Genomic DNA, 17,878 nt, shown 5'->3' with positions numbered 1-17,878 from the left:
CGGCGGGGTGGGCGTGTGGACGGCCGCGGAGGTGGCTCAGCGCGCGTTCGGCGACACCGATGCGCTCTCCGTCGGCGACTACCACCTCGCGAAGGTCGTCGGATGGGCGCTGCTCGGCAGGCCTCTCGACGATCCCGGCATGGTCGAATACCTCGAACCTCTACGTCCCCAACGTTATCGGGCTGTGCGACTGATCGTCGAGTCCGGCGGCTACGCGCGAGTACCGAAGCGTGGACCCCGCACGCCGATCACCGACCACCGGCGGCGATGACGGGGTCTCGCTCCGCCGGGTCGGTACTCGTAGACTCGACCCCATGTCCGCCACCCACGACGCGGCCGGCCCCGATCGGCTCGGACACCTTCCGAGCTATCTGATGACCCAGGCGGCACGACACGTACATCGCGTCGTGTTCGACCGCCTCGACTCCGCCGATGCCCGAGGTCACCATTACCGGATCCTGGCCGCCCTCGAGGAATACGGCCCGTCCAGCCAGGTCGACCTCGCCCGGCGGTGCGGGCTCGATCGCAGCGATGTCGCGGCCACCGTCGACGCCCTGGTGGACCGCCGGTTCGTCGAACGCGCCTCCGACCCCGCCGATCGGCGGCGCAACATCATCACCCTCCCCCGTCGCGGACGGAGACGGTTGTTCGATCTCGACCGGATGCTCACCGAGGCGCAGGACGAGGCGTTCGCTCCCCTCGACGCGGACGAACGCGCGCTGCTCCTCTCGATGCTGTCCAGGCTTGTCGAGTATCACACCCGATCGGCGTCGATTCCCGCGCAGCAGCGGTCGTAGGCTCGACACGGTGCCGCCGGCGGAGATCCCGCCGCGAGCACGACCTACGAAAGGACCACGCGTGCAGGCCAAACCTTGCCGAGAATCCCGAGTCGTCAAGACCAGCAGGGTATTTCCCAACGATGTCAACGACCACAACACGTTGTTCGGCGGGAAGCTGATGAGCGACATCGACATGACGGCGTCGATCTCCGCGACACGTCACAGTCGTGCCTCGGTCGTGACGGCGTCGACCGACTCGGTGGCCTTCCTCGAACCCGTTCGCCCGTCGGACTCGGTGTGCCTCGAGTCGTTCGTGACCTGGACCGGACGCAGCTCGATGGAGGTCTTCGTCAAGGTCACCGCAGAGGATCTGCGCAGCGGTGAACGACGCATCGCCGCGACCGCCTTCCTCACCTTCGTCGCCGTCGACGACGGCGGACGAACCATGCAGGTCCCGCCGGTGCTGCCCGAGTCCGACGAGGAACGCAAGCTCAACGCGTCCGGTGACGAGCGAGCGGAGCACCGTCGCATGCACCGCGCGCAGAGCCAGGAGATGGCGAAGTACCTCACCACCAGCCGCCCGTGGTGAGTCAGGGCCCGTCCCGCTCTACAGCGCCCGCGCGATGATCTGCTTCATGACCTCGTTCGCCCCGGCGTAGATCCGCTGGACCCGGGCGTCCTCGTACATCCGCGCGATGAGGTATTCGCGCATGTAGCCGTAGCCGCCGTGCAGCTGCACGCACCGGTCGATGACCTCGCACTGCTTGTCGGTCAGCCAGTACTTGACCATCGCGGCATCCGACGGGTCGAGTTCACCCTTCAGGTGCTGTTCGATGCAGTGGTCGAGGAAGATGCGGCAGGTACGGGCGACGGTCCGGCACTCGGCGAGTTCGAAGGCCGTGTTCTGGAACTCGAACAGGCTGTGCCCGAAGGCCTGTCGCGCCTTGGTGTAGCGGACGGTCTCCTCGACGGCCCGGTCCATCGCACCGGCGGCCTGCGCACCGATGATCAGGCGCTCCTGCACGAGCTGCGCCATGAGCTGACCGAAGCCGAGACCTTCGGATTCGCCGAGCAGATTCGTCACGGGCACTCGCACGTCGACGAACGACAGTTCGGAGGTGTCGGCGGCGTGCTGACCGACCTTGTCGAGGACGCGTCCCACCGAGAAGCCCGGGGTGTCACGGAGATCCACGATGAGCAGCGACACGCCCTTGGCGCCGGCCTTGGGGTCGGTCTTGACGGCGAGGACGATGACGTCGGCCGAGGAACCGTTGGTGATGAAGGTCTTCGAGCCGTTGACGACGTAGTGGTCGCCGTCGCGCACCGCGGTGGTCTTGATGGCCTTGAGGTCCGATCCTGCGCCGGGTTCGGTCATGCCGATGGCGCCGAGGATCTCGCCGGTGGCCATGCCCGGCAGCCACGCCTTCTTCTGCTCCTCGTTGCCGTATTCGAGGATGTAGTGCGCCACGATGCCACTGTGCACGGAGTTGCCGAACGCGAGGTCGCCGGAGTAACCCTGCGCATCGAACACCGCGAGGTCGTGCGCGAAGGTGCCGCCGCCACCGCCGTATTCCTCGGGGATCGAGCAGCACAGCAGACCGAGTTTGCCGGCTTCGAGCCACACCTCACGATCGATACGGCGCTGCGAGTCCCACTTCTCGGCCTTACCCATGACCTCGCGATCGAAGAACTCGCGCGCGAGTTCGTAGACGGCAGAGACCTCGTCGTCGTACCAGGAGGCGACGTGCTTCTTCGGCATCGAACTCGGCTTCCTTTTCGCAGTGGTCGGTTCGGAGAGTGGTCAGGATCCGCGCAGTTCGCGCTTGAGGAGCTTGCCGCTCTGATTACGCGGCAGGACGTCGGCGAAGCGAACGGCCTTGGGCACCTTGAACGGTGCGAGGCGCTGCTTGACATGGTCGATCAAGGTGACCTCGTCGAGTTCGTGACCGTCCTTGAGGACGACCACCGCGGTCACCGCTTCGATCCACTTCTCGTCCGGAGTACCGATCACCGCGGCCTCGGCGACGGCCGGGTGTGTGTAGATCGCGTCCTCGACCTCACGCGAGGCCACGAGGATGCCACCGGTGTTGATGACGTCCTTGATGCGGTCGACGACGGTGATGAAGCCTTCGGCATCGCGGGTGACGAGGTCGCCGGAGTGGAACCAGCCGTCGCGGAAGGCCTCCTCGGTCGCGGCGGGGTTCTCCCAATAGCCCAGGCACAGTTGCGGTGAGCGGTAGAGGATCTCGCCTGGTTCGCCGTCGGGGACGTCGTTGCCGTCGGCGTCGACGACGCGGGCCTCGACGAACAGCACGGCCCGGCCGCACGAGGCGGGACGCGCGTCGTGCTCCTCGGGACGGAGAACGGTGGCGAGCGGGCCGATCTCGGATTGGCCGAAGCAGTTGTAGAAGCCGAGCTCCGGGTAGCGTCCGCGCAGTCGCTCGAGGACGGTGACCGGCATGATCGACGCCCCGTACTGCGCCTTGCGCAGCGACGACAGGTCACGCTCGTCGAGGTCGGGGTGGTTGGTCAGCGGCACCCACACGGTCGGGGCGAGGAACAGCGATCCGATGCGCTCCTCCTCCACCAGCCGGAGGATCTCGGCGACGTCGGGTGCGGGCAGCAGCCGCACGGTCGCGCCCACCGCGAAATACGGGATGAGGAAGACGTGCATCGCGGCGGAGTGGTAGAGGGGCATGCACACGAGCGGGTCGTCGCCGGCCGACAGGTCGAGCGCCTCGATCGACGACATGTACTCGAAGGTGAGCGCCCGGTGGGTCATCATGGCGCCCTTGGGCTTCGACGTGGTGCCCGAGGTGTAGAGGAGCTGGACGAGGTCGGTGTCGGCCACCGCGACGTCGAGCGTCGGCACGTCGCCCGCCTGGGCCACCGCCACCAGGGAGTCGTCGGCGTCGCGGAGCGGGACGACGGTCTCGGCCGGCACGTCGGCCAGGACGGCGTCGAGGTTCTCCCGCAGCACCGGGTCGACGAGCACGGCCTTCGCGCCCGACTGGCCGAGCAGGTACGACAGTTCCTCGCCGCGCAGCGCGTAGTTGACCGGCACGTGTACCAGGCCGGCGCGGGCAGCGGCGAGATATCCGATCGCGTAGCCGTCGGAGTTGGTGCCGTAGGCGGCCACACGGTCGCCCTTGACCAGACCCAACGAGAGCAGGTGCGCAGCGGCGCGGGTGACGGCGTTGTCGAGTTCCCGGTAGGTGAACTGCCGGTCGCCGAAGCGGAGTGCGACGCGGGCGGGATAACGCGCGGCAGTGCGGTGGAGGATGCCGTCGACGGTGCTCTGACGCGGATCGGGGGTCATGCAGCGAACTTTATAGGACGTCCAACCATCTCGTCCAGACTTGATGATCGCTCGAAATCAGCGACCCTTCCAGACCGGCGCGCGCTTCTCGAGGAAGGCCGTCATCCCCTCCTGCGCGTCGTCGATCATCGCGTTCGACGCCATCGTCTCCGCCATCGCGGCGTAGGCCGTCTCCTGCGGCAGATCGATCTGACGGTAGAACGCCTCCTTGCCGATCCGCATCGTGGCGGGGGACGAACCTGCGATCTTCAGGGCGAGCTCGGTGGTCGCGGTTTCCAGCGCCTCCGATTCGACGACGTAGTTCACCAGACCCCAGTCGGCGGCGGCCTGCGCGTCGATCGTGTCGCCGGTCAGCAACATCTGCAGCGCCCGCTTGCGTCCGATCGCGCGGCTGACCGCGACCATCGGCGTGGAGCAGAACAGCCCGATCCGCACACCGGGGGTGCCGAAGCGGGCGTCGGTGGCGGCGACGGCGAGATCGCACGCGGCGACGAGCTGGCATCCCGCCGCGAGCGCCGTGCCCTGCACCGATGCGATCACCGGCTGAGGGATCGACTGCACCGTCCGCATCATCTCGTTGCACGTCTCGAAGATCGCGCGCTCCTCGTCGAGCGTGCGTCCGATCATCTGCCGCAGGTCGTGCCCGGCCGAGAACACCGGTCCCTCCGCACGGACCACGATCACCTTCGTGTCGGCCGCAAGCGCCGTCAGACCGGCGATGACCTCGCGCATCGTCTCCACCGACAGCGGGTTGCGCTGCTCCGGGCGGTCGAGGGTGAGCACCCCGATACCGCTGGCCTCGTCGACAGCGATGAGCACGGGCGGGGGCAGGGTGTCGACGGCGTCGGGGCCGTCCGCAGAGCGATCCGTCACGTTCCCCTTCCTACACCACCGGCGGGTTACCGGCGCGGCATCGACGAGACGAGATCCTCGACGCGGGCGGGCGCCCGGCCGAGCAGCGCCGCCGTCACCACGCTCCCCGCGACGAAGCCGTGATCGTCGTAGAAGTCGAACATCGCGGCCAGGCGTTCGCGGGCGTCTTCGGACAGATCGCGGCCGTGACGCTCCATCCACGTCGGGACGGACACCTGCTCGATCTCCACCGATCGCCCGGCGAGCGCGCACAGCTGTCGCACGCTCACCGCGTCCGGTCCCCCGAGCTCGTAGGTGGCGCCGTGATGGACGTCCGCACCCTCGATCAGGACTCGGGCCGCCACCGCGGCGACGTCCGCCAGCGCGACGAACGAGAACGGCGCGTCGGGGTCGTAGGGGACGTCGAGTGCGTCGACCGATCCGTCGAGCACCGATGCGAAATTCTCCGTGTACGCGCAGGGTTGCAGAACGGTCCACCGCACCCCGGAGGCGTGCAGGATGTCCTCGCACCGGGCCTTGTCGAGGTGGTGCGGCATCGCCGGCGTGTACGGCCAGACGACGGAGTGGTAGACGACGTGATCGACACCGGCCCCGGCCGCTGCCCTCAGGAACCGCTCGAACAGTGCCGGTTCGTCGGGATGCACGTTCGGGGCGATGAAATAGGCGCCGCAGCAACCCGACAGCGCGTCGTCGAGTCCGGCGCCCGTCTCGAGGTCGACAGCACGATCCCCCGCCCGCCGAGCGGTGTGCACCACTCGGCGGACGGGGGTCGCGTCTGCTGTCTCCAGCGCCGAGACGACAGCCGTTCCGGTCTTCCCCGCGGCACCGATCACAGCGAGATCGGTGCCGCGGGAGATGTCGGCCGTCGTCGGCATCAGTTGCCGACGAAGTCGTACTCGGCGAACTCGGCGCCACCCGACAGGCGGGCGTAACCGGGACCGCGGTCGAAGAAGGGCTCCTCCTCGCCGCGCTCGGCGCGCAGCTGCGCACGCAGCGCCTCGGTGGCCTCCACATCGGCGACAGGTTCGTCGGCCGAGGTGTCCTTCAGGACCACACCGTAGTCGTCGCGGGCACCCTCGACGGACACCTTGCGCCACAACACGTCCCGGATCACTTCGTCGATCGGGCGATCGAGCGGGTCGCCCCAGCCACCGCCGCCGGTGGTGCGGATGCGCACGACCTCGCCGGCCTTGATCGGCTCGGCGTCCGTGAGGGCGTCGAACTCGCGCTCGTTCGGGCCGCCGGGATCGAGGGTGACGGAGAACGGCTTGCCGGCCTTACCGCCCTTGACACCCCAGCACGCGAGGATCGAACGGTCGGCGATGGACATGAAGTTCGCGTCCTTGAGCATCCGGATGTGCTTCTCGTAGCCGAGACCGCCGCGGTAGCGACCGGCTCCACCGGAATCGATTGCCAGACCGAGCTTCTCGACGATGAACGGGAAGCGGCTCTCGGTGAACTCCGTGGGCAGGTTCCGCGAGTCGGGCACCACGTGGATGGTGTCCTCGCCGTCGGCGTAGTGCCGGCCGCCGGAGCCGCCGCCGAGCACCTCACGCATGAGATACGAGTGGCCGTCGAAGTCCTCGCCGTACACACCGGTGTAGCGGATGGTCTCCTGGTCGGCGGGCATGTTGCCGTCGACCGCCTTGGCGACCACACCGGAGAGCACACCGAGCAGACGCAGGATCACGAACGTCCGAGCGTTGGTGGGGGCGGGGAAGATCGGCGTGATCAGGGTGCCCGGCTCCGGGAACTTCATCTCGATCAGCGGCACGACACCTTCGTTGACGTCCAGTTCCGCCATGCGGTCGGGGGTGTCGGCCAGGTTACGCAGGATCGGCGCCAGCCACTTGATGAGGAAGTTGCCGTCGGCGTAGTCACCGCAGTGGTTGATCGGGCCCTTCGCCTGCGGCCCGGTGCCGTTGAAGTCCAGGATCAGGCGCTCGCCGCCCTCGTCCTCCGGGGAGGTCTTGGTGAGCGTGATGCGCTGCACGTGCAGCATCGGCTCGTCCACACCGTCGTGCTCGGCGTAGTCCTCCCAGGTGTACGTGCCCACCGGGATCTTGCTGAGGATCTCGCGGCGGTACGTCTCGGTGGTCGCATCGAGGATCGCGTCGAAGCAGGCCTCGACGGTCTCGACACCGTAGCGTTCGAACAGCTCCGACAGCCGGCGCGCACCCATGAGGCACGCCGAGCACTCGGCGTCGAGGTCGGCGGCGAGCGAATCGGGCATGCGGGAGTTGCGGGTCATGATCCGCAGTGCCGCCTCGTTGGGAACGCCCTGGTCCCACAGCTTGATCGGCGGGACCATCAGTCCCTCCTCGTACACGGTGGTCGCACCCGAGGGCATGGAGCCCGGGCAGCAACCGCCGATGTCGTCGTGGTGGCCGAAGGCCTGCACGAACGCGACCACCGAGGGCTCGGTGTCGCCGGGGCGGGTCGCGAAGACCGGGACGGTGACACACAGGTCGGGCAGGTGCCCGATGCCGCCTTCGGAGAGGTAGACGTCGTTGTGGAAGAAGACGTCGCCGGGCTTCATCGTCTCGAGCGGGAAGTCCCGCGCCACCGGATGCACGAGCGCCGAGTACGAACGACCGGTGAGCTTACGCAGGTTGCGGTCGTGGATGCCGGCACGGAAGTCGTGGGCATCGCGGATCATCGGCGAGCGCGAGGTCCGGGAGATGGAGGTCTCCACCTCCATCTCGACACTGGCGAGATAGCCGGCGACGATCTCGACCAGCACCGGATCGGGAGCGCTACCCGAAGCGTCGGTCAGCCGGAAGGGCTTGCGGGTCGTGGCCGCGGCGGGTTCGAGAGTCGCAGTCATCGGGTGGCTCCGTTCGAGTCGGACGTCTTGCTGAGGCGGATGTTGCCGAAAGTGTCGATGCGAGCGCGGAATCCGGGATGAACCGGGATGGTCGAGCTGAATTCCTCGATCACGGCGGGACCTTCGAGTTCGTCGCCGGCGCCGAGGCGGGCGCGGTCGTACACGCGGGTGGTGACCCACTCGTCGAAGTACGCCTGACGGGTGCCGGTGAGGGCGTCGTCCGCCCCCGTCGCCCGGGGCGATCTCGGCGAGTTCCGGTCGCTTGATGGGGCCGATACCGCTGACGCGGAGGTTGACCCATTCCACGTGCTGGTGGGGATCGTTGCGGAAGTCGTAACCGTAGAGCTCACGGTGGGCCTGGTGGAAGCGTTCGGCCGCCTCGTCCATCAGTTCCTGGGTGATGGGGCCGTCGCCGACCGGCACGCGCACCTCGAAGGCCTGGCCGAAATAGCGCAGGTCCGCCGAGCGGGCGTACTGCCGCTGGTCGGGCCCGAATCCCTCGTCTTCCAGAGCGCGTTCGGCCTCGGCCGCGAGGGCGTCGAGCCCGGCCTGCAGTTCGTCGATCTTCAACCGGTCGTGACGGCTGACATGCGTCTGCACATAGTCGTTGCGGACATCGACGGTGAGCAGACCGAAGGCGGAGACGTTGCCGGGCTCGAGCGGCACGAGGACGTCCTTGAGACCGAGGATGTCGATGAGGCGACAGGCCAGCAGCGACCCGGAACCGCCGAAGGTCACCAGGGTGAAGTCGCGGACGTCGAGACCACGCTTGACGGTGATCTGACGCAGCGCGTTGGCCTGGTTCCAGGCCGACACTTCGAGAATGCCCGTGGCGCACGCCTCGAATTCGAGGCCGAGACGGTGCGCGAGCTCCTCGACGCCCTTGCGGGCGAGTTCGGTGTCGAGCGGGATCTCACCGCCGAGCAGGTGGGGAGGGATGCGACCGAGCAGGACGTGGGCGTCGGTGATGGTCGGTTCGTTACCGCCCTTGGCGTAGCACAGGGGTCCGGGATCGGCGCCCGCCGACTGCGGGCCGACGCGCAGGGTGCCCTCGGGGGTCATCCACGCGATGGAGCCACCGCCGGCACCGACGGTCACCACGTCGATCATGGGGATCTTGGACGGGTAGACACCCACGCGACCTTCCGTGGTGAGTGCCGGCTCGCCGCCGACGACCACGGTGACGTCCGTGGAGGTGCCGCCACCGTCGCAGGTCAGCACCTGGTCGACACCGGCGACGCCGGCAATCAGGGCCGCACCCAGGGCACCGGCTGCAGGGCCGGAGAGCACGGTCGTGATCGGCTGGTGCACGACCTCCTTCGCCGACAGCACGCCACCGTTGGACTTCATCACGTAGAACGGGATGTCGCGCTGTTCGCCCTCGGCGGAGGAGAACTCGCGGAGCCGGCTCGCGATGTTGTTGACGTAGTTGCGAATGTTGGGCTTGACCGCGGCGTCGACGAGGGTCGTGATGGACCGCTCGTACTCGCGGTACTCGCGCAGCACCTCGCTGGAGATGCTCACCGTCGCCTCCGGGTACTCCTCCATGAGGATGTCGCGGACGCGGCGCTCGTGCTCGGGGTTGGCGTAGGAATGCATCAGGCACACGCCGACGGTGCGGATGTCGCGGTCCTTGAAGAAGCGGGCGGCGGCGCGGACGTCATCCTCGTTCAGGGGACGGATTTCGCTGCCCTCGTAGGCGAGACGGCCGCGGACGGTACGGACGCGGTCGGCCGGCACGATGCGGTCGGGCTTGACCCAGAAGTACGAGTTGCCGTAGCCGTCGGGTACCGACTGGCGGGCGATCTCGAGGACGTGTTCGTAACCTTCGGTGGTGATGAAACCGAGGGTGCCGACCTTGCCCTCGAGCAATTTGTTCGTGGCGACGGTGGTGCCGTGGCTGACAGCCTCGATCGCGTCACCGGTCTCACCGAGCTGCGCGAGGACCTTCTCGATGCCGGCGAGGAAACCGACGGCCGGATCCTGCGGTGTCGACGGGGTCTTCGTGGTGACGATGGCGCCGGACTCGTCGTCCACCGCGACCACGTCCGTGAATGTTCCGCCGGTATCGATACCGACCCGAATCTTCCTGGATCCCATGTTTCCTCCTGGGTTCGTCTCGCCGGTGTCCCACCTGACGTCTGATGACATTCCACTCGCTCGGTGGCGGTGTTTCTTTGTCACATCTCGCCGAACTCGTCGCCTGGAGTTCGGGGTTCGTGCACCTGCCACCCACAGACGACGGCACCCCCGGGCCGTGATGGCCCGGGGGTGCCGTAGGGATCCGACGACAAGGTCAGCGTCGGGCGAGGATCGCTCCCAGTGCGACGCCCGCGAGGGCGATACCGGCGCCCACCCCTGCGGACAGCAGCACGATCGCTGCCGAAGGTGTTCCGGCCGGTACCGGTGCAGCTGCCGCAGCGGCCACGGGCAACGCAGTGGTCTTCACACCCGCACCCTCGGCGACCTCGGCCACCTCGGCTCCGTTCACGCCCGCGACAACTTCGGCTTCGGCCGCACTCGGCGCCGCCGGCAGACCGTCGGCGATCACACCGTCGATGCCGTTGAAGAACACACCGGCCATCTTCTTGGCGACACCGGTGATCATTCGTTGTCCGACGCCACCGACCATGCCGCCGACGACCGCGTCCGCGTCGTAGGTGAGCACGGTGCCGCCGTCACGTTCTTCGAGACGCACCGTCACATCGGCCTTGACCGTTCCCGGAGCACCGGATCCCGATGCCGTCATGACGAACGATTCGGGACGATTCTGCTGCGACAGAACCACTTCCCCGTCGTAGGTGCCCTTGATGGAGGCCACTCCGGCGGTGATGGACAGCTTGTAGTGGTTGTCGTTGATCTGCTCGAGCGACTGCACGCCCGGGATCGTCGCCGCGAGAACACGGCCGTCCTGCAGGCTGTCGTACACCACGTCGGGGGGTGCCTGCAGTTGCGCGGTACCGGCGATTCTCATTCGTTCTCCTTGTTTCGGGATGCCGCGTGGGTCAGACGCAGCTCGAACAACTCCGAGGGGGAAATCGGCATGCTGGTGATCGGGATGCCCTCCGCGTCCTCGACGGCCGCAGCGATCACCGCCGAGGTCGGGATGACACCGGCCTCGCCGGCGCCCTTCATCCCGAGGGGATTGAGTGCGGACGGGGTGACGGTGTGGTCCATCTCGAGCGAGTCGGGCATCTCCGTCACGAAGGGCATGAGGAAGTCCATGTACGACGCGTTGAGCATCTGCCCGTGCTCGTCGTAGACGATCTTCTCGTAGAGCGCGCCGCCGATGCCCTGCGCGACCGCGCCCTGCACCTGGCCTTCGACGATGCGCGGGTTGATGACGTTGCCGCAGTCGTGCACCACCGCGTACCGGAGCACCCGGATCTCGGCGGTGACGGGATCGGTCTCGACGATCGCCGCGTGGATGCCCGACGCGAACGTCGACGTGGGCGGCGAATAGTAGCCGGTCGCTTCCAGGCCGGGCTGCTCACCCTCGAGGACGGGCGGCACCGACATGTCGGTTTCGGCGTTCGCGAATCCCGTTGCGCGACGGGAGGCATCGTCGAAGGCGTAGCGGAGCGGGTTCGACAGCACGGCCACGACGCCGAGCGGGATCGAGGTGCCCTCCGCGCCGGGTTCGGTGCCCACCACGCACACGTGCCCCCCGCGTAGTTCGAGGTCGGCGACGTCGGCGCGGAGGTGGTCCGCGGCGATCTTCTTCGCCTTCTCCGCCACCATCTGCGCGGCGACGTGGAAGGCGGAGCCGGACATCACGGCACCGCGCGAGGCGAACGTGCCGACCGCGTACCCGAATCGGCGGGTGTCGCCGGTGACGATCTCGACATCGGCGACCGGCACACCGAGATCATCGGCGACGATCTGCGCGAAGGAGGTCTGGTGTCCCTGGCCCTGGGTCGTCAGACCCGTGGCGGCCTTGACCTTGCCCGAGGTCTCGATGAGCACGTGTGCGCCCTCGTAGGGGCCGGGTCCCGTGCCCTCGACGTATGCTCCCACACCGATACCGACGCGGCGGCCCTCGGCGCGGGCACGTTCCTTGTACTCCGCGAACTCGTCCCAGCCGATGAGCTTCTTGAGCTTGTCGGCGCCGGCCTGGTAGTCGCCGGTGTCGTAGATGAGGGGACGGCCGTCCTGGAAGATCAGGTGGAAGTCGTAGGGCATCTCCTCGGGGCGGATGAAGTTGGTCTCGCGGACCTCGATGGCGTCCTTGCCGAGATACTTCGCGATGGCGTCCATCGCCCGTTCCATCGCGAACACCGCCTGGGGCCGCCCCGCCCCGCGGTAGGGCGTGACGATGACCGTGTTGGTGTACAGCGAATAGGCGTCCACCCGGAAGGCGCGCGGTTTGTAGGGACCGAGCACCTGAGTGGACGTGTTGAGCAGCACGATGATTCCGTACGGCAGGTACGCGCCGTTGTCGTGCCAGATCGAGAAGTCGAAGGCCAGCAACCGGCCGTCGTCGTCGAACCCGACGGTGACCTCGTGGACCTGCCCGCGCTCGTGGGCGCTCGAGATGAAATGTTCGCGCCGGTCCTCGACCCACTTGACCTCGCTGGAGATCCCGGCCCGACCCAGCTTGCGGGCGGCCCAGGTGACCATGACCTCCTCGGGCCACGGGTGGACGATCTTCACACCGAAACCGCCACCGACGTCGGGGGCGATGCAGTGGACCTTGTTGTGCGCCATGCCCAGCCGCGCTGCGATCGCGGCGCGGGCGGACGTCGAGGTCTGGGTGGACGTCCAGAAGGTCAGTACCTTCTCGTCGTCGTCCCAGCGGGCGTAGACGCCCTTGCCCTCCATCGGCATCGACGCCGAACGTTCGATCTCGAGGTCGAGGGTCAACGTGTGCGGTGCCGCGGCGAGTTCCGCCTCGATGTCGCCGAACCCGTGCTGGAGGTGCGCCGCGACGTTGTCGGGCACATCCGGATGGACGACGTGCTCGGCGTTGCGTGCGGTGTCGACACCGACCACGGCCGGAAGTGCTTCGTAGGTGATGTCGATCAGCGCGCAGGCGTCCTCGGCGATGTACCGGTTGTCGGCCACGACCATCACGATCGCCTCGCCGACGTGGTTCACCTCGTCCTTGGCGAGCGGATATCCGTTGCGCGGAGCGGTGATCGCGGGATGCGGGATCAGCAGCGGGAGGTTCTCGGCCATCTCGGGCGAGTCGGCCTCGAGATCGTCGTAGGTGTAGATGGCGTGCACACCCGGCAGTTCCAGCGCCGCATCGACGGCGATGTCGAGGATGCGGGCGTGCGCGTGCGGCGACCGAACGAAGGCCGCGGCGAGAGCGCCGTGCCCGAGATCGTCGAGATAGCGGCCGTTACCGCTGACGAGGCGGTTGTCCTCGACGCGGGGGATGGGCCTGCCGAACGACTTGCCCGACTCGGTGGCACCGCCGATGTCGGCGGGGGCGAGGTCGGTTGCCGTGCCCGTCGAGACCGAGGTGGAGACGGGCGAATCGGAGATGCTGGTCATGCTCGTCCTGCCTTTCCTCCGACCGGAGCGGTGGCGCCGCGAACCTTGGCGTCGAGGGAGGCGCGTGCCGCCTCGTTGTCGGGGCCGAGCGGTGAGCCTCCGGACCGTTCGCGCTTGATCTCGGCGGCGCGCAGCACGGCCGCCCGGATGTTCTGGTAGCCCGTGCACCGGCAGAGGTTGCCGGCGATCGCATCGGTCGCCTCCTCGTGGGTGGGCGACGGGTTCTCCTCGAGGAAGGCGGCAATAGTGGTGACGAAACCCGGTGTGCAGAAACCGCATTGCAGACCGTGGCAGTCGACGAACGCCTCCTGCACGGGGTGCAGGGTGCCGTCCGGTTCGACGAGCCCTTCGACCGTCGTCACCGAGCGGCCTTCGAGGCTCGCGGCGAGCACGAGGCACGACCGCACCGGCTTGCCGTCGAGCAGCACCGTGCACGCGCCGCACACACCGTGCTCGCATCCCACGTGGGTGCCGGTCCGACGGAGGTGATGACGGATCGCGTCCGATGCCAGCGTGCGCGAGGGCAGCACCACCGTCTGCGTCACACCGTTGAGGGTGAAGGTCACGGCGACGTGGTGCTCGCCGGTCTCCGCCTGCAGCTCGTCGACCTGTTCGGCGACGGTCCGCCGCGAGGCGTCGCGACCACCCTTGTGGATCGAGTTCGTCATCGACTTCCTCCCGTGTGCATCGGTACCCGTGTGTCGTCGCGGATCGCGTCCTGCGCGGCGGCGAACCCGACACGGCCGGTCAGTGCGGCCACCAGCTGCGACCGGTAGCGGTCGGTGGCGTGGATGTCCGCCTCCGTCTCGACGGTCTCGCGTGCCTTCTCCGCGACCTGCTGCCAGAGCGGGTCGCGCTCGTCGTGCGCCGAGGCCCCGCGCAGGATGTCGGTGTAGTCGACGACCTGCCCGAGCTCTCCCGCGGAGACGTAGGTCATCCGGGCGGATGTCACCGACCCGTCCTCGACCTCCACCTGCGCGACCACGCCGACGAGGGCGTAGTCGCCGTGGCGTCGTGCGATCTCGTCGATCGCGGTGCCGGTGCCCGGCCGCGCTGCCGGCACCGTCACGCTGGTCGCGATCTCGTCGGACTCGAGGGTCGATTCGAGCGGCCCGGCGAAGAGTTCGGCGGCGGGGATCAGCCGGACTCCCCGCACGGAGCGGACGGTGAGCGTGCCACCGAGCAGCGACAGCACCGCGGGCATCTCCGCGGACGGATCGGCGTGGACGATCGATCCGACGGTCGTTCCGCGGTTCCGGATGGTCGGGTGCGCCACCAGCCGGAGCGCGCGGCCCAGCAAGGGCTGGACCTGGGCGACCGTCGGGTCGGATTCGAGTGCTGCGTGGGTGGTGAGCGCGTCGAAGGTGACGCCGAGTTCCGGCGAGGCGGAGATCGCGTCGAGCCGCGGGACCGCGCCGATGTCGACGAGGTGAGCCGGTGCCGCCAGCCGCATCGACAGCAGCGGAATCAGCGACTGTCCGCCGGCGAGCACTTTGCCCTCGTGCGCGACCCCCGCGAGGATCTCGCAGGCTTCATCGATCGACCGCGGTCGGTGATAAGTGAGTGGCGACGGTTTCATTCGACAGATCCTGCCCGCATAGTGTGATCGACGTTTCGTGAAGAAGTGACAAAGCTCACCGCTCGACAATGTCAGATGTAATAGAGGTCACGCGAATTCCTTGACTCTCCCGGAGCCGCCCTCCCCGTCCGGGTCGGGCCCTGTCCGTACCGGTTCTCCCTGCTCGGCGGGGGTGTCGGGAGGCTCGGGCGCGACATCCTGGGGAGCGATGACCCGGCACAGGTGATAGAGACCGATGACGACGATGGTGCCCAGCGCGATACCGCTCAGCGAGAAGGTGTCGGTGAACTGGAGGCTGGTGTCGCCGATCGCGATGATCAGTCCGGCCGCGACGGGCATGAGGTTACGGGGGTCGCCGAAGTCGACGCCGTTCTCCTTCCAGATCTTGGCGCCGAGCAGACCGATGATGCCGTAGAGGACCACGGTGATGCCGCCGAGCACGCCACCCGGGGTCGCGGAGATGACCGCGCCGAACTTCGGCGAGAAGCCGAGGAGCATGGCGATGACGCCGGCCGCGGCGTAGGCGGCCGTCGAGTACACGCGGGTGGCGGCCATGACGCCGATGTTCTCCGCGTAGGTCGTCGTCGGCGAGCCGCCGACGCTCGTGGCGAGTGCGGTGGCGAGACCGTCACCGGCCAGGGCGCGTCCCATCATCGGGTCGAGGTCGGTCTTGGTGATCTCGGCTACGGCCTTGACGTGTCCGGCGTTCTCGGCGATCAGGGCGATGACACCGGGGAGGACGAGCACGATGAAGGTGAGGCTGAACGACGGGGCGTGGATGCCGACGACACCGGCTGCCTCGTCCGTGAACGGGGGCAGACCGAACCAGGGCGCGGACGCAACGCCTTCCCAGTTCACGCGGAAGTGTTCGGTGACGGCATCGGCACCGGCGTCGTAGGAGGTGATCGGTCCGCTGATCCGGTCGAGGATCCACGACAGTGCGTAGCCGAACAGCAGCGCCAGGAAGATGGCGATGCGGCCGAGGAATCCGCGCAGCACGACACTGCCCACGATCAGCGCGACCATGACGGTCAGGGCCACCCACTGGTCCTGCGGCCAGTAGGTACCGGCTACGACCGGCGCCAGGTTGAAGCCGATGAGCATGACCACCGCGCCGGTGACCACCGGCGGCAGGATCCTGAACACCAGCGAGCCGCCGAGGAAATGGATCACCACACCGACCGCGGCGAGCACGAGCCCCGAGACCATGATCGCGCCGGTGACCTCCGAGGGGGACCCACCCTGGGCGTAGATCGCGGCGATACCACCCACGAAGGCGGCAGAGGTACCGAGATAGCTGGGGATCCGGCCCTTGACGACAGCGAGGAAGAACAGGGTGCAGAAGCCCGAAAGCATGACTGCGAGTTGCGGGTTGAGTCCCATGATGATGGGGAAGACGAAGGTGGCGCCGAACATCGACACCACGTGCTGGCCGCCCAGGCCGATGGTGCGGCCCCAACTCAGGCGCTCCATCGGCGCCACGACCTGTCCCGGTTCTATGTTCTTGCCGTCTCCGTGCACTGTCCAGATGGGCATATCGGACCTTTCAGCAGAGTGTGGGTGCCGATAGCGTTCACGTGGATTGTTACGCCTGTGTTGCCGATCACACGTGTACTTCGGTAGCCGCAAACGCTAACGGAGCAGCTCCGGTCCGGCGTGGGAGGAATCTGCCAGGAGCGACCTTCCGAAATTGGCAAGATCGGTGGTTGATCGTCAGGAGTCGATTCCACGCATCGCGATGATCTTGAGCGCGAGCGACAGGTCCAGCCGCAGTTCGGGCTGCTCGGTGAAGGGACCGAGGATCTTTTCGAGTTTTGCCACACGATAGCGCAGGGTGTTGTAATGAAAATGTAACTGGCGCGCGGCTTCTGCGATGTTGATGTTGGTGGCGAGGAGCACCTCGAGGGTGCGGCACATGTCCTGTGCCTCCGCCGTGCCGTCGGTCAGTTCCTTGAGCGTCTCGCGCGCGAACGACTCGAGTTCCTCGGTGTCCTCGACGAGGCTGAGCAAACGGTACACGCCCAGATCGTCGAAATGGGTCACCGCCCACGGTCCGGAGATCTTGCGTCCCACCTCGAGTGCGGTGCGCGCCTGAGTGTAGAGCGCCGGCAGGTCGTCGGTGGACGACGACGCACGCGAAACCCCGACCCCGAACGGTCGTCGGCCTCCCCCGCCGGCTCCGCGCACCTGGGCAACGAGTTCGCGCACGAGGGTCATGGTGTCGCTGCCCTCCCCCATGAGCACGACGGTCTCGGTCGCCAGCGCAGTGACGGACGCCCCGGAATCGCGGCCCGCCAGCGCACCCGCGAACGCACGGGCCTGCCGTTCCACGACCGGCAAGCGGGCCGGTGTCCCCGACGAATCATCGTCCACGCGATCGGGTTCGACGACGACCACCACGACCCGGCGGTCGAGATTCCAGCCGAACATCTGGGCGTGCACGATCACCTGCTCGGGCTCACCGGCACGGCCGCGCAACATGTCCCGGACGAAGTTGGCCCGGTGCTTCTCCTCGACCGCCGAGACTGCGAGCTCACGGCTGACGACGAGCGCGCACACAGTCGCCGCCTGCTCCACCAGATACAGATCCGGCGCGGAGAGACCACGGGAAGGGCAGAAGAATACGAGCCGCCCGTGGTCGACGCCGTTGGCTGAGATCGCAGCGATCGCCACGTACTCGTCGCCGAAACGGTGCAACCCCAGCCCGCCCTCGATCGAATCGGTCCGCACTCGGCCCGTCTGGTCGACGGCCGCCGTCGACGACAACCAGGCGAAGTCGGATTCCTTTCCGGCCCTGTAGGTCTGCCGGCCGTCGGGGGTGGTGATCAGGGCCGACCCGCCGAGCCGGCGCGAGATACCCTCGGCGAGGGCTCTGTGCCCACCGCCCGCCATGACGATCTCGAGCAGCGCACGACGCAGGTGATCCGCCTCGAAGACCGCCTCCACCTGAGCTGCGGCCATTTCGCGAAGCCCACGCGCGAGCCGATGGTCTGCGACGAGGT

Annotated in this window: 13 protein-coding genes and 2 pseudogenes; 3 read left to right on the top strand and 12 right to left on the bottom strand. The window is 67.8% G+C overall.

Going from position 1 to position 17,878, the window contains the following annotated elements; translation table 11 throughout:
- The 3 genes and pseudogenes from R1101_RS0105420 to R1101_RS0105410 all read left to right on the top strand — a co-directional run.
- Nucleotides 1-271: pseudogene (locus tag R1101_RS0105420) on the top strand (DNA-3-methyladenine glycosylase 2 family protein); the annotation flags it as partial.
- 43 nt (nt 272-314) lie between these two features.
- Nucleotides 315-797 (top strand): MarR family winged helix-turn-helix transcriptional regulator, encoded by a 483-nt coding sequence (locus R1101_RS0105415; RefSeq protein WP_016932447.1) that lies wholly within the window; start codon nt 315-317, stop codon nt 795-797.
- Between the two features lie 61 nt (nt 798-858).
- The gene (locus tag R1101_RS0105410; protein WP_026002916.1) at nt 859-1,368 is read left to right on the top strand and encodes an acyl-CoA thioesterase; all 510 of its coding nucleotides are present in this window, start codon (nt 859-861) and stop codon (nt 1,366-1,368) included.
- Nucleotides 1,369-1,386: 18 nt separating this feature from the next.
- On the opposite strand, the gene R1101_RS0105405 is transcribed toward R1101_RS0105410, so the two are convergent.
- From R1101_RS0105405 to R1101_RS0105350, 12 genes and pseudogenes are all read right to left on the bottom strand, one after another.
- Nucleotides 1,387-2,538 (bottom strand): acyl-CoA dehydrogenase family protein, encoded by a 1,152-nt coding sequence (locus tag R1101_RS0105405; protein WP_016932445.1) that lies wholly within the window; start codon nt 2,536-2,538, stop codon nt 1,387-1,389.
- 42 nt (nt 2,539-2,580) lie between these two features.
- Nucleotides 2,581-4,098: an acyl-CoA synthetase gene (locus R1101_RS0105400; protein ID WP_016932444.1), complete on the bottom strand. Its 1,518-nt coding sequence runs from the start codon at nt 4,096-4,098 to the stop codon at nt 2,581-2,583.
- A 57-nt stretch (nt 4,099-4,155) separates the two neighbouring features.
- Nucleotides 4,156-4,971: an enoyl-CoA hydratase gene (locus tag R1101_RS0105395; RefSeq protein ID WP_016932443.1), complete on the bottom strand. Its 816-nt coding sequence runs from the start codon at nt 4,969-4,971 to the stop codon at nt 4,156-4,158.
- 26 nt (nt 4,972-4,997) lie between these two features.
- On the bottom strand, nt 4,998-5,846 hold the full coding sequence (locus R1101_RS0105390; protein ID WP_016932442.1) for an SDR family oxidoreductase: 849 nt from the start codon (nt 5,844-5,846) through the stop codon (nt 4,998-5,000).
- Nucleotides 5,846-7,798 (bottom strand): hydantoinase B/oxoprolinase family protein, encoded by a 1,953-nt coding sequence (locus R1101_RS0105385; RefSeq protein ID WP_026002914.1) that lies wholly within the window; start codon nt 7,796-7,798, stop codon nt 5,846-5,848. The genes R1101_RS0105390 and R1101_RS0105385 overlap by 1 nt, the downstream gene beginning before the upstream one ends.
- A pseudogene (locus tag R1101_RS25905) lies at nt 7,795-9,898 on the bottom strand (hydantoinase/oxoprolinase family protein). Before R1101_RS25905 ends, R1101_RS0105385 begins: the two are co-directional and overlap by 4 nt.
- A gap of 196 nt (nt 9,899-10,094) precedes the next feature.
- On the bottom strand, nt 10,095-10,772 hold the full coding sequence (locus R1101_RS0105375; protein ID WP_016932441.1) for an SRPBCC family protein: 678 nt from the start codon (nt 10,770-10,772) through the stop codon (nt 10,095-10,097).
- Nucleotides 10,769-13,297, bottom strand: coding sequence for an aerobic carbon-monoxide dehydrogenase large subunit (gene cutA, locus R1101_RS0105370; RefSeq protein WP_016932440.1), 2,529 nt, complete (start codon nt 13,295-13,297; stop codon nt 10,769-10,771). The genes R1101_RS0105375 and cutA overlap by 4 nt, the downstream gene beginning before the upstream one ends.
- Nucleotides 13,294-13,965 (bottom strand): (2Fe-2S)-binding protein, encoded by a 672-nt coding sequence (locus R1101_RS0105365; RefSeq protein WP_016932439.1) that lies wholly within the window; start codon nt 13,963-13,965, stop codon nt 13,294-13,296. Before R1101_RS0105365 ends, cutA begins: the two co-directional genes overlap by 4 nt.
- Nucleotides 13,962-14,876 carry an FAD binding domain-containing protein gene (locus tag R1101_RS0105360; protein WP_016932438.1) on the bottom strand — a complete coding sequence of 305 codons (915 nt, stop codon included), beginning with the start codon at nt 14,874-14,876 and terminating at the stop codon, nt 13,962-13,964. The genes R1101_RS0105365 and R1101_RS0105360 overlap by 4 nt, the downstream gene beginning before the upstream one ends.
- Before the next feature lie 87 nt (nt 14,877-14,963).
- Entirely contained in the window at nt 14,964-16,412 is a 1,449-nt protein-coding gene (locus tag R1101_RS0105355; RefSeq protein ID WP_016932437.1) for a uracil-xanthine permease family protein, read from the bottom strand.
- Nucleotides 16,413-16,589: 177 nt separating this feature from the next.
- Nucleotides 16,590-17,878 (bottom strand): PucR family transcriptional regulator (locus R1101_RS0105350; RefSeq protein ID WP_026002912.1); only part of this gene is annotated, 1,289 nt, incomplete at its 5' end.

The sequence above is a fragment of the Rhodococcus sp. R1101 genome (assembly GCF_000278445.1).
Classification (GTDB): domain Bacteria; phylum Actinomycetota; class Actinomycetes; order Mycobacteriales; family Mycobacteriaceae; genus Rhodococcus; species Rhodococcus gordoniae.
The sequence above is the reverse complement of the archived record's forward strand: the minus strand, read 5'-3'. Positions and strand labels throughout refer to the sequence as shown.